Origin of the sequence: Aequorivita vladivostokensis, assembly GCF_000952855.1 — a bacterium.
GTDB classification, from domain to species: domain Bacteria; phylum Bacteroidota; class Bacteroidia; order Flavobacteriales; family Flavobacteriaceae; genus Aequorivita; species Aequorivita vladivostokensis.
On sequence record NZ_JSVU01000009.1, the window covers coordinates 18,029 to 30,210 of the forward strand.

The 12,182-nt window shown below is 41.7% G+C and carries 15 protein-coding genes; 6 read left to right on the top strand and 9 right to left on the bottom strand.

Translation table 11 applies throughout. From position 1 onward, the window contains the following. The first annotated feature begins 46 nt into the window (after nt 1–46). The 5 genes from MB09_RS12755 (at nt 47) to MB09_RS12775 (ending at nt 4,430) form a co-directional block, all read left to right on the top strand. Nucleotides 47–793: a tRNA1(Val) (adenine(37)-N6)-methyltransferase gene (locus MB09_RS12755; RefSeq protein WP_045081311.1), complete on the top strand. Its 747-nt coding sequence runs from the start codon at nt 47–49 to the stop codon at nt 791–793. Between the two features lie 50 nt (nt 794–843). Further along, the gene (locus tag MB09_RS12760; RefSeq protein WP_045081312.1) at nt 844–2,022 is read left to right on the top strand and encodes an acyl-CoA dehydrogenase family protein; all 1,179 of its coding nucleotides are present in this window, start codon (nt 844–846) and stop codon (nt 2,020–2,022) included. Then, nucleotides 2,023–2,697 carry a hypothetical protein gene (locus MB09_RS12765; protein ID WP_045081313.1) on the top strand — a complete coding sequence of 225 codons (675 nt, stop codon included), beginning with the start codon at nt 2,023–2,025 and terminating at the stop codon, nt 2,695–2,697. 107 nt (nt 2,698–2,804) lie between these two features. Next, a complete protein-coding gene (locus MB09_RS12770; protein ID WP_045081314.1) occupies nt 2,805–3,701 on the top strand; it encodes a metallophosphoesterase in 897 nt (298 codons plus the stop codon). Nucleotides 3,702–3,737: 36 nt separating this feature from the next. Further along, complete coding sequence (locus MB09_RS12775; protein WP_045081315.1) at nt 3,738–4,430, top strand: SGNH/GDSL hydrolase family protein; 693 nt, start codon at nt 3,738–3,740, stop codon at nt 4,428–4,430. Here the strand turns inward: MB09_RS12775 and MB09_RS12780 are convergent. The 7 genes from MB09_RS12780 to trmB form a co-directional block, all read right to left on the bottom strand. Next, complete coding sequence (locus MB09_RS12780; RefSeq protein WP_045081316.1) at nt 4,427–4,756, bottom strand: 2Fe-2S iron-sulfur cluster-binding family protein; 330 nt, start codon at nt 4,754–4,756, stop codon at nt 4,427–4,429. The two genes, MB09_RS12775 and MB09_RS12780, sit on opposite strands and share 4 nt — an antisense overlap. A gap of 70 nt (nt 4,757–4,826) precedes the next feature. After that, entirely contained in the window at nt 4,827–5,879 is a 1,053-nt protein-coding gene (locus MB09_RS12785; RefSeq protein WP_045081317.1) for an NAD(P)/FAD-dependent oxidoreductase, read from the bottom strand. A gap of 67 nt (nt 5,880–5,946) precedes the next feature. Beyond that, entirely contained in the window at nt 5,947–6,189 is a 243-nt protein-coding gene (locus MB09_RS12790; RefSeq protein ID WP_045081318.1) for a NifU family protein, read from the bottom strand. Between the two features lies 1 nt (nt 6,190). After that, nucleotides 6,191–7,330 (bottom strand): Mrp/NBP35 family ATP-binding protein, encoded by a 1,140-nt coding sequence (locus tag MB09_RS12795; protein ID WP_045081319.1) that lies wholly within the window; start codon nt 7,328–7,330, stop codon nt 6,191–6,193. A 230-nt stretch (nt 7,331–7,560) separates the two neighbouring features. Further along, the gene (locus MB09_RS12800) at nt 7,561–7,884 is read right to left on the bottom strand and encodes an MGMT family protein (protein WP_045081320.1); all 324 of its coding nucleotides are present in this window, start codon (nt 7,882–7,884) and stop codon (nt 7,561–7,563) included. Between the two features lies 1 nt (nt 7,885). Further along, a complete protein-coding gene (locus tag MB09_RS12805) occupies nt 7,886–8,512 on the bottom strand; it encodes a LysE family transporter (RefSeq protein WP_045081321.1) in 627 nt (208 codons plus the stop codon). Between the two features lie 39 nt (nt 8,513–8,551). Beyond that, entirely contained in the window at nt 8,552–9,226 is a 675-nt protein-coding gene (gene trmB, locus MB09_RS12810) for a tRNA (guanosine(46)-N7)-methyltransferase TrmB (RefSeq protein ID WP_045081322.1), read from the bottom strand. Between the two features lie 66 nt (nt 9,227–9,292). Here trmB and MB09_RS12815 point away from each other — a divergent pair, with 66 nt between their 5' ends. After that, complete coding sequence (locus MB09_RS12815) at nt 9,293–10,360, top strand: glycosyltransferase (protein WP_045081323.1); 1,068 nt, start codon at nt 9,293–9,295, stop codon at nt 10,358–10,360. Here MB09_RS12815 and MB09_RS12820 read toward each other — a convergent pair. Together MB09_RS12820 and MB09_RS12825 are read right to left on the bottom strand one after the other, a co-directional pair. After that, nucleotides 10,334–11,371 carry a sensor histidine kinase gene (locus MB09_RS12820; protein ID WP_045081324.1) on the bottom strand — a complete coding sequence of 346 codons (1,038 nt, stop codon included), beginning with the start codon at nt 11,369–11,371 and terminating at the stop codon, nt 10,334–10,336. The two genes, MB09_RS12815 and MB09_RS12820, sit on opposite strands and share 27 nt — an antisense overlap. Before the next feature lie 6 nt (nt 11,372–11,377). After that, the gene (locus MB09_RS12825) at nt 11,378–12,058 is read right to left on the bottom strand and encodes a response regulator (RefSeq protein ID WP_045081325.1); all 681 of its coding nucleotides are present in this window, start codon (nt 12,056–12,058) and stop codon (nt 11,378–11,380) included. Nucleotides 12,059–12,182: the final 124 nt, after the last annotated feature.

Consider the following 12,182-nt stretch of genomic DNA (forward strand, 5'->3'; position numbering starts at 1 on the left):
TCAATAAAAACTCAACCCGCCACACACCTCATACCTCATACCAAAAATGAACAAGCCTTTTAAATTCAAACAATTCACCATTGAGCAAGACCGTTGCGCCATGAAAATTGGCACGGATGGAGTTTTGCTGGGGGCTTGGGTTTCCATAAAAAACAATCCGTTCTCAATTTTGGATATTGGCGCTGGCACAGGAATTATCGCTTTGCAATTAGCGCAACGCTCCAACGCTGAACTGATTGATGCCCTTGAAATTGACCCAAACGCCTATGAACAGTGCGTGGACAATTTTGAAAACTCTCCTTGGGGCGATCGGCTTTTTTGTTACCACGCTTCTTTGGAAGAGTTTGTTGAAGAAATTGAGGACAAATACGACCTTATTATTTCCAATCCGCCGTTTTTTCAGTCCCCCTCTCCGCCACGGCGGATCTCCCCCGAGGGAGGAGAGCCCATAAATAATACATCAAGAGAATTGGCTCGGTTTAACGATGCGCTTCCTTTTGATGAATTGATTGAAAGTGCTTCCCAATTACTTTCCGATGAAGGGATTTTTGCGGTTATCATTCCGCGGATGGAAGAAGAAAATTTTATAAAAATGGCTTCAGAAGTAAATTTGTTTCCGAATAGAATCTGTAGGGTTCGTGGCAACGAGTTATCTGAGGAAAAACGGAGTATGCTTGAGTTTTCCTTTGAAAATACCTCGCCGAAAATAGAAAATCTTACTATTGAAATTTCACGCCATAATTATACCGAAGCGTATAAAAAACTAGTGGCGGAATTTTACCTGAAAATGTAGGTCTTTATGGTTGTGATTTCTACATTTGTATTCCTTTTAAATACTTATAGATGAAACCAGATTTATTCGAAGCTCCCGATTATTACAATCTTGACGAATTACTTTCAGACGAACACAAATTGGTACGCCAAGCCGCCCGTGATTGGGTAAAGCGCGACGTATCGCCCATTATAGAGGAATACGCCCAAAAAGCTGAATTTCCGGAACAAATAATCAGCGGCCTTGCTGAAATTGGTGCTTTTGGCCCGTATATTCCCGAGGAATATGGGGGGGCGGGGCTCGACCAAATTAGCTACGGATTGATTATGCAGGAAATTGAACGTGGCGATAGCGGCGTTCGCAGTACGGCTTCCGTGCAGTCTTCGCTGGTAATGTATCCTATTTACAAATACGGCACCGAGGAACAACGCAAAAAATACTTGCCAAAACTGGCCTCGGGCGAGTGGATGGGCTGTTTCGGCCTTACCGAGCCGGACCATGGAAGCAATCCGGGCGGGATGACCACCAACTTTAAGGACAAGGGCGACCACTATCTTTTAAATGGCGCCAAAATGTGGATCAGCAATGCTCCTTTTGCACAGGTTGCCGTAGTGTGGGCGAAAAACGAGGAAGGAAGAATACACGGTTTAATTGTGGAACGTGGGATGGAAGGTTTTTCAACTCCTGAAACACACAACAAATGGTCACTCCGTGCATCGGCAACGGGTGAACTTATTTTTGACAACGTAAAAGTGCCGAAGGAAAATTTACTTCCGAATAAATCAGGCTTGGGGGCGCCACTTGGGTGCCTTGATTCCGCACGATACGGAATCGCTTGGGGCGCCATTGGTGCAGCAATGGATTGTTATGATACGGCGCTTCGTTATTCCAAAGAGCGAATGCAATTTGGCAAGCCAATTGGCCAGTTCCAACTTCAGCAGAAAAAACTGGCCGAAATGATTACCGAGATTACCAAGGCCCAACTTTTAGCTTGGCGTTTGGGCGTTTTGCGAAATGATGGCAAGGCAACTTCCGCACAAATTTCAATGGCAAAGAGAAATAATGTTGAGATGGCAATTAACATAGCCAGAGAAGCAAGACAGATATTGGGTGGAATGGGCATTACTGGCGAGTACAGCATTATGCGCCACTCGATGAACCTGGAAAGCGTGATTACCTATGAGGGAACGCACGATATCCATTTATTAATTACTGGGCTTGATATTACTGGTTTAAATGCATTTCAATAAATGAAGAATATCCTAATAGCCCTTTTTGTTCTTTGCGGCATCCCAGGTTTTTCACAAGAAAAAGACATAAAGGATGTGAGCATTGACGGTATGTTGAATGAGACCCAGTTCAGCAGTGATAATCCGAAAATGATGGAGTTTGTTTGGTGGTTGCCTCGTGAATTTTGGGAAGCATCGTATGCACAAGACCCTACATCAAGTGAGGCCGATTACGAGGAACTGAATAAAATGTTTCAGGATTTTGAACTTTTCGGAATCATCCAAGGAGAAATTGGACACTTTGGAGGCATAACTTATTATACCAAAGATACCATCTTAAAAAACTTAAATATTCAATACAAGGGCGAAAATTTGATGGTTGTTTCCGAAGAGGAAATATCAGCAGATTTTTTAAATTTCCTTATGATAATGCAACCCATGCTCGGAAATATGTTAGGACAGATGGGCAATAATATTCACTTTGTACTTCTGAAAAGCATTCGGGGGAATGAGGTATTGCCTATAAATCCTTTAAAGTCAGATGAACTTACCATAAAGCTTGGCGATTTTGAAAAAGTTATAGACCTACCATTAAGCAGTCTATTGATGGAGAAAAAATGTCCAGAAGATGAAAAATTATATTCCGGAAAATGGACGTATTGCCCGATTCACGGAAAAAAATTGATTTCGAAATAAAAACCCAATCTTCTTAGAAAAAGCTTTCCAAATCTTGGAAAGCTTTTTTGTTTCTTCACTTTCCGTAAACTAATTACTAATTGTATATTTAAAGAAAGATTTAAGGAATGTCATCAAAATCCCGCATGTACCGCGCCTATAACACCGCCCGCCGGGTTTCTTTCAATGACGCTTCAAAATTTATAATTTTCAGCGACTGTCACCGTGGCGACAACAGCTTTGCGGATGATTTTGCCAACAACCGAAACATCTATTTCCACGCTTTACAGGATTACTATAAAAACGGTTTTACCTATTGCGAAATTGGTGATGGCGATGAGTTGTGGGAAAACCTATTTTTCAAGGATATTTTTGAAGCACATCAGAATGTGTATGAATTGATGAAACTCTTCTACGCGGAAAACAGACTTTACAGGTTGGTGGGAAACCACGACATGGTCTATATGAACCAAAAATTTGTTGAAAAAACGCTCTATACTTATTTTGATAAAATCACAGGAAAAGACGCACCACTTTTCCCCGGTATTAAATTTACCGAAGGCCTTATTTTGGAGCACGAAAAAACGGGACAGGAAATTTTTATGATGCACGGCCACCAAGCCGATTGGATGAATTATGTGGGCTGGAAATTCAACCGGTTTATGGTTCGGGCGCTGTGGCGACAACTTCAAATTTTCGGCATTGGCGATCCCACGAGTCCCGCAAAAAATTACAAGGAGCTCATAAAAGTTGAAAGACGGACCAAGCGCTGGATTGTGGAGAACAAAAATATTTTTACCATAATTGGCCATACGCACAGACCACGTTTTCCAGAGCCGGGAGATATTGCCTTTTTTAATGATGGCAGTTGCGTCCATCCGCGGAGCATAACCGGCTTGGAAATTGAAAACGGTGAAATATCACTCATAAAATGGCAGATTGCCACTACGGAAGATGGCATTTTAAAAGTGGTAAAAATGCTTTTGGAAGGTCCCCAAAAATTAATTGAATATAAAACTGAGTAGCTCTTTTTATCGTATTTTAAATTACACAGCATTGTTATGACACATCTAAAAATGACCATATTTCTACTCGCGCTTCTTTCCATTTCATGCGGGGTTTCCAAAACACAAAATATTTCCGAAGAAACGCCTTATAAATATCTTGCCCTTGGCGATAGTTACACCATTGGCGAAAGCGTTTGCGATGACTGTAATTATCCAAAGCAACTCACGGATAGTTTAAATAGAAGTTTAAAAGAAAAAACTTCAGTAAAGATAATTGCCAAGACAGGTTGGACCACTGCGGATCTGCTTGCCGCAATAGCCCGTGAAAAGCCTACAAAAGATTATGATTTGGTCACGTTGCTCATAGGTGTAAACAACCAATACCAAGGGAAGCCATTTTCGCTCTACGAAGAAGAATTTCCAAAATTGCTCGATATGGCCATAGCTTTCGCCAAAGGAAAAAAGGAAAATGTAATTGTACTATCCATTCCAGATTATGCCTTTACGCCATTCGGACAAAAATCTGGCAAGGCCGAAAAAATTACTTCGGAACTGAAAAAATATAATGCTTTCGCGGAAAAGATTGCGAGACAAAAAAACGTGCGGTTTACAAATATAACCCCTATAACGCAGCAAGGGTTGGAAAATCCAGCACTGGTCGCTTCAGATGGTTTGCACCCTTCCGAGGTTGCCTATAAAAAGTTTGTAGAAATGCTATTTAACAATGCCTTGAAAATACTCCGCTAAACTTCGGGCGCTAATTCTACCTCTAATCCGTCGAGTTCTTCCCTTATAAAAATCTGGCAACCCAAACGGCTGTTATCTCTTACGTTAAAAGCTTCGGAAAGCATCAAATCCTCATCATAGCTCATTTCGGGGAGCTCGTGATCGCTCAACACATAACATTGGCACGACGCACACATTGCCATACCTCCACATATACCAATGGTTCCTTCGGGAGCCAATTCGTAGGAACGGACAATCTCCATCAAATTCATATTCATATCCGTTGGAGCATCAACATTGTGTTTTACTCCTTCACGGTCAATGATTGTTATTTTGATGTCTTTCATAAAAAAGTCGATGAGTCGATGAGTTTAGTAGACCTAACAGGTTTCTGAAACCTGTTAGGTCTGGAGTGTTTTAATCAATAGATTTAATTACGGCTTTTGGCGCTTCCTTTTTACTACCGTCAAAACCTTCCACACCTCCAACCGTGGTATATTTCATTACATAACGCTTATCTGGAAAAATTCGCTGGTAGGCGCTTTGGCACATTAAGGTTGCCTCGTGGAAACCGCAAAGAATAAGTTTCAGCTTTCCCGGGTACGTATTTACGTCGCCGATGGCGTAGATTCCGGGGATGTTTGTTTGATAGTCTAAAGCATTGTTGACTTTAATCGCATTTTTTTCAATTTCAAAGCCCCAATCGGCTATGGGACCGAGTTTTGGTGACAATCCGAAAAGCGGAATAAAATGGTCGCATTCACGATTGAAAACCTCAGCTCCCTGTTTAATAACTACTTCTTCCAAACGATCTTTTCCCACCAAGCCAATTACTTCGGCAGGGGTTATCAATTCAATCTTTCCGAGGTTCTTTAATTCCTGTACTTTTTCCACACTGTCCAAAGCGCCGCGGAATTCATTCCTGCGATGCACAAGCGTGACGCTTTTAGCAACATCTGTTAAAAAAATGCTCCAATCCAAGGCCGAATCACCCCCTCCGGAAATAACTACATTTTTATTTCGATATAATTCAGGATCGCGGATGATGTATTCCACTCCTTTATCTTCAAAGTCTGAAAGATTGGTAATTGGAGGTTTTCGTGGCTCAAAACTTCCCAATCCACCTGCAATCGCAACAATTGGGGCATGATGTTTTGTACCTTTATCTGTAGTAACTATGAAAGTGCCATCTTCCATTTTTTCAATTGTATCTGCACGTTCACCGAGGGTAAAACCAGGCTGAAATGGTTCAATCTGCTTCATCAGGTTTCGCACCAAATCACCTGCCAAAACTTCTGGAAAACCGGGAATATCGTAAATGGGTTTTTTGGGATATATTTCGGCACACTGCCCGCCTGCTTGCGGGAGCGCATCGATTAAATGGCATTTCAACTTTAGTAATCCTGCTTCAAAAACGGCGAAAAGACCCGTAGGTCCCGCACCGATTATAAGAATATCTGTTTTAATCATGAAAGACTATTTCTTTATTGAGTTCAAAAATAGTTTTGAAATTGGGGTTATAAAATGACCGTTGTCACTATTGTGAAATGCTAACAACTCTTTCAATTTGTGGGGCGTATTTCTTAATGGTCATCTCCACGCCGCTCTTAAGGGTCATTTGGTTCACCGAACAGCCCACGCAAGCACCTTGCAACTGAACATTTACTATTTTATCATCCTCAATTGAAACAAGGGAAATATCGCCACCGTCATTCTGCAAAAACGGACGGATCTCATCCAATGCCTGCTCTACCTTAGTTGTAAGTTCCTGCGTTGTCATATTATTTTTTTACGGCGCTGCAACCTGCCATTGTTGTAATTTTAATTGCTTCGGTTGGTGGAAGGTTCTCGTTTCTGCGCACGGTTTCCTCCACCACATTCCTCGTGATTTCCTCAAAGGCTTCCTCAATGGGGGTTGCGGTCTGCAATGCTGCCGGTCTACCCGCATCGCCTGCTTCGCGAATGCTTTGCACTAAAGGCACTTCACCTAAAAATGGCACTTCCAAATCTGCGGCCAAATGTTTGGCGCCCTCTTTCCCAAAGATATAGTATTTATTTTCGGGAAGTTCACCAGGTGTGAAGTAAGACATATTTTCAATGATACCCAAAACGGGAACATCAATATTTTCTTGGCGGAACATCGCCACTCCCTTTCGAGCATCGGCCAAGGCCACGTTTTGTGGCGTACTAACCACGACCGCACCCGTAATTGGCAACGATTGCATAATGCTCAAGTGAATGTCTCCCGTTCCCGGCGGAAGGTCTATCAGCATAAAATCGAGCTCGCCCCAAGCGGCGTCAAAAATAAGTTGGTTCAATGCCTTTGCGGCCATCGGGCCACGCCATATAACGGCTTGGTCGGGTTGGGTAAAAAAGCCTATGGAGAGAATTTTTATTCCATAGTTTTCTACGGGTTTCATCTTGCTCTTGCCGCCCACATTTACCGAAAGTGGCTTTTCCATTGCCACATCAAACATAATCGGGATGGAAGGTCCGTAAATATCTGCGTCCAAAATACCGACCTTGAAGCCCATTTTTGAAAGCGTTACCGCCAAATTTGCCGCAACCGTAGATTTGCCCACGCCACCCTTTCCGGATGCTACGGCAATTATATTTTTGATACCCGGAATGGGTTTTCCTTTTATTAAGTTGGGATTTTGCGGTTTTGCAGGTGCCTCGACCTTTATATTTACCTGTACTTTGGCATTGGCATCCACTTTTTCGTGAATGGTTTTAATAATATCTGCCTCCGCACGTTTTTTAATGTGAAGTGCCGGTGTGGAAAGTTTCAAGTCCACGATAATTTCATCTGCAAAGGTTACCACATTTTGCACGGCACCACTCTCTACCATATTTTTTCCTTCCCCAGAAACTGTAATCGTTTCAAGGGCTTTCAGGATATCTTGTTTTGAAATGCTCATTTTTTATTACAATATTTAGATTCATTCTAAAGTGCAAATATACTAAAATAAGTTGGCAGTATTCAGTAGCGGAACGCAGTAAGTTTTATGGAAAATGATTTCCTATTATTTGTAAATTTTTCAAAAATTAGGAAATATTCAAAACGTAAAAATTCTGACTATTTAATCCCTTCTTCTCTCAAATTATTAGGCGTGGTTGGAATTTGGAGTTTTAAATTTGAAAATTCTAATCAAAGTTCCTTCATCGGGTCCCAAAAAAGAGTCTCAAAATTTTGGATTTTATTATCAACAACCTCAATGCCCTCGCTTTCCAAAAGCTGCTGCATCAGGTTTGTTCCCTGAAAATGGTGCTTGCCGGTTAATAAGCCGTTTCGGTTTACCACCCTGTGGGCGGGAACCTCCTTTTTATTGCTTCCGTTCAGGGCCCAACCTACCATTCTGGCGCTGCCGGCTGCCCCCAGATAGTTTGCGATTGCACCGTAGGATGTTACTCTTCCGTAAGGGATTAATTTTGCCACTTGATAGACTTTCTCAAAAAAACCTTCATTCGCCATTTTATATTTCCCTTAAAATTTTAATGAAAGTAATTATCGAAATTAGGGCAGTTATTATTCCAATTACATAATTCATATTCAACTTCAACTTTGGTGCATGTTCCTTTGGCCTAAAAAATTGGACGTACAATGCGAGGCTCGAGTAGGTGCCAATGCCCGATGCCACTACCGCGAAAAAAAGCTCGGGCTCGGTAAATGAAAATGCGCCAAAGGCAGCAAAGGTTATGCTCAGGTACATCCAATACGGCAACGGGAGCAGATTGAGCATGGCGATAAACATTCCTAAAAAGAATCTATTTTTTTTTGAATTTTCGCCGTGATCGCGAATTTCGCGCCGTGTGTCCTTAGCAATGAAGATAAAATATATGGTAAGGCTTATAAAAATGCCCAAGGCCACTTTTTGTAGCATGCTTACTATTTCGGGGTGCTTCCCAATATAACGCGCAAAGAGCAGTGCGATGTAGGTTTGGAGCATCACGATAATACACACCCCAATGGAAAACAAAAGGCCCCGCTTTCGGCCTTCCCTCATACTTATCTTGGCAGCATACATATTGATTAAACCCGGGGGCAGCACTCCAATAAATGACCCAAAAAAACCAACAAGTAAATTGTAAATTATTGCCATTTAGGGCCGTTGTTTTTTGTGAATATACTGAATTTTCAACTAACGGAACTTAAACCGAATGTAAGTTATCTTTTTTCCCATTTCCAAATATTGCCGTTCATAAAAGGTTTGGATATTCGTTACGGCATCTGGAGCGCCTTGGCTTCCATATACGTCGTGATGGGCATATTCTATTTCTTCATCCAAGCCGTGCAATAGCCCCAGCGTGTAGCCATGCATAAACTCGCTGTCGGTTTTTAGATGAACAACGCCATCGGGCTTCAATATTTTTCTGTATTTCTGAAGAAAATCTTCGTTCGTCAACCTATGCTTGGTGCGTTTGTATTTTATCTGTGGGTCGGGGAAGGTTATCCAGATTTCATCTACTTCGTTTTCCTCAAAAATGTTGTCCACGAGTTCAATCTGGGTTCTTAAAAAACCTACGTTCTTCAGGTTTTCTTCCAATGCGATTTTTGCTCCACGCCAAAAGCGCGCACCCTTTATGTCTATTCCCAAAAAGTTTACTTCGGGATGTGCCTTGGCAAGATTTACGGAGTATTCGCCCTTGCCGCAGCCCAATTCCAAAACCAAGGGGTTTTCGTTTTTGAAGAATTCCTTTCGCCAGTTTCCCTTTAATTTCAGCGAATCGTCCAGCACTTCCTCGCGCGAGGGTTGCACTACATTTGCAAAAGTTTCGTTCTCCTTAAAGCGTCTCAGTTTGTTTTTACTTCCCAAAGTTTAAAATTTTCGGTAAAATTAAGGAAATATAACACCGCTGCAATTATTGCTACCTTTGTTTTTATGCCAAAAAAGAAGACCATACTGGTTGCGCCGCTCAATTGGGGCTTGGGCCATGCCACCCGTTGCATCCCTATAATCCGCGCCCTTTTGGACTATAATTTCAAGGTACTGATAGCTTCCGATGGAGCGGCGCTGCTATTGCTCCAAAAGGAATTTCCCGAACTGGAAACCGTAGAATTGCCTTCATACAATATTACGTATCCAAAAAAGGGAAGCCATTTTAAATGGAAGCTTCTTTTAAAACTGCCTCAGCTAAGAAAAACGATGAATTCTGAAAAGAAAATCATTCGCCAAATGGTTGCTACCGGAAAAATTCACGGCATAATCAGCGATAACCGTTTGGGGGTAAGGAATAAAGCCGTTCCTTCGGTTTACATTACGCACCAACTTAATGTTTTAACGGGCAGCACTAGCTTTTTCAGCAGCGCGATGCATCAAAAAATTATTAAAAAATTTGACGTGTGCTGGGTGCCCGATGTGGATGATGTGGTTATGAACCTCAGCGGAAAACTGGGCCACTTAAAAAAAACGCCGTTTCCTATTAAATATATAGGTATTCTGGGCCGAATGGAAAAAAAGGAGCTTCCCAAAACCATAGATATCCTGCTCCTGCTTTCAGGCCCTGAACCTCAACGTACGCTTTTTGAGGAAAAACTGAAATATGCCTTTAAAAAAAGTAATAAGAAAATTTTATTGGTTCGTGGTCTGGTTGAAAAGGAACAGCACTGGGACAATTCTAAAAACATAAAAACGGTGAATTTTCTGCAGCGCGCCGAATTGGAAGAGGTTATCAATAAAAGTGAAATGGTGATTTGCCGTTCGGGCTACACTTCAATAATGGATTTAACCCTATTAGAAAAAAACGTATTCTTCGTTCCCACCCCCGGCCAATACGAACAGGAATATTTGGCAAAACGACTCAAAAATTTAGGAATCGTCCCATACTGCAAACAAGAAAAGTTTAAACCGAAAAAGTTAAACAAAGTCGCGGTTTACAAAGGGCTAAAAAGCTTAGCGCAGGAACCCGTGGATTTTTCGGAATTATTTTCCCTTTTCGAGCGTGAATGAAAACTCGGAGCCAATGCCCAGCTGGCTTTCTACATATATTTTTTCGTTGTGGGCCTCTACGATGTGTTTCACAATAGAAAGCCCCAAACCGCTGCCGCCCTCTTTACGCGAGCCGCTTTTGTCCACACGGTAAAAACGCTCAAAAATTCGCGGCAGATTCTCTTTTGAAATGCCCTCGCCATTATCTGTTACGCGTATCAGGACCTTATTCTTCGCAAGACTTTCAACACCCACTTCGGTGGTTCCGTCCTGCTTGCCGTATTTTAGGGAATTCACGATAAGGTTTGTAAGCACCTGCTCTATCCGTTCCTTATCGGCATTCACCAGTATCTCGCCTACATATTCCTTATCAAAGACGAGCGAAATATTCTTCTTTGCCGCTTTCATTTCAAGCAAGTCGAAAATATTTTGGATCAATAGCAAAATGTTGAAATTTTCCTTGTTCAGGATTAAGCCGCCCACCTCCAATTTAGCAATCATATCCAATTCCTTCACGATATAAATTAGGCGTTCCACACCTTTATTGGCCCGGCGCAGGTATTCTTTCCGCACTTTTTTATCTTTCATGGCGCCGTCCAGTAGCGTGAGGATATAGCTCTGTACAGTGAACAACGGCGTTTTGAGCTCGTGCGAAATATTTCCCATAAATTCCTTTCGGTAGTTTTCGCGGATGTTTAGGGTTTCTATCTCCAGTTTCTTGTTCTGCGCAAAGCGTTCCACCTCTCGGGTCAATTCCTCCATATTTGTAGTTACGGACGGTTTTGGGATTATCTTTTCGTCCAGTATCCGCACGTCTTCGTATATTTTTTTTATGCGGGAATAGATGAATTTTTCAATTCGATATTGAATCAGTAAAAAACAAATCGCGAAAAGAAAGAGAAAGAATATGAATAGCCAAAGAATAACAATATCAGCAACCGAATACATAAAAATGCCCACGGCCACGGTCGTGGATGCGGCAATGAGCAAGGCGGTGGACGCTGCGAAACTGTATTTCTTTGAAAATTTCATCGTGATTTAAACTACAAATTTATAACCCACTCCCTTTACGGTCTTAAATCGATCGTCGCCTATTTTTTCGCGCAGCTTTCTAATATGTACGTCGATGGTGCGGCCGCCAACTATTACTTCATTTCCCCAAATGGAATCCAAAATATCCTCGCGTTTAAAGACCTTTCCCGGTTTTGAAGCAAGCAATGCCAAGAGTTCAAATTCCTTTCTCGGTAGGACCATTTCCTTTTTGCCCAGCATAATTTTATATTCCTCGCGGTTTATCGTTAGGTCGCCAAGCTTTATTTTTTCATCTCCCGCTTCTTCCTTAAACCTGCGCAACAAAGCTTTCACTTTGCTCACCAACACCTTTGGCTTGATGGGTTTTGTAATATAGTCGTCAGCGCCAGCTTCAAAACCGGCCATTTGGGAGTAGTCCTCGCCGCGAGCCGTTAAAAAGGTAATTACGGTTTCGGAAAGTTCGGGGATCTTCCTGATTTTTTCGCAAGCCTCTATGCCGTCCATTTTAGGCATCATCACATCCATGATGATTAATTGGGGCTTTACATTTTTGGCTTGTTCTATTGCTTCCAGTCCGTTTTCGGCGGTTTCAACTTTATAGCCTTCAGAATTTAGGTTGTAACGTATTATCTCAAGGATATCCGGCTCATCATCGACCAATAAAATTGTAATGTCCTTTTTTTTCATCTGGTTTTTATGTTTAAAAAAGTAAAAATTTCTGATTGCCCATCTTTGCGCTGTCTTACTATTTAAGGACGCTCACATATTTTTTAACGTTTTCAAAGATACTATTATTTACCGTGGCTATAGT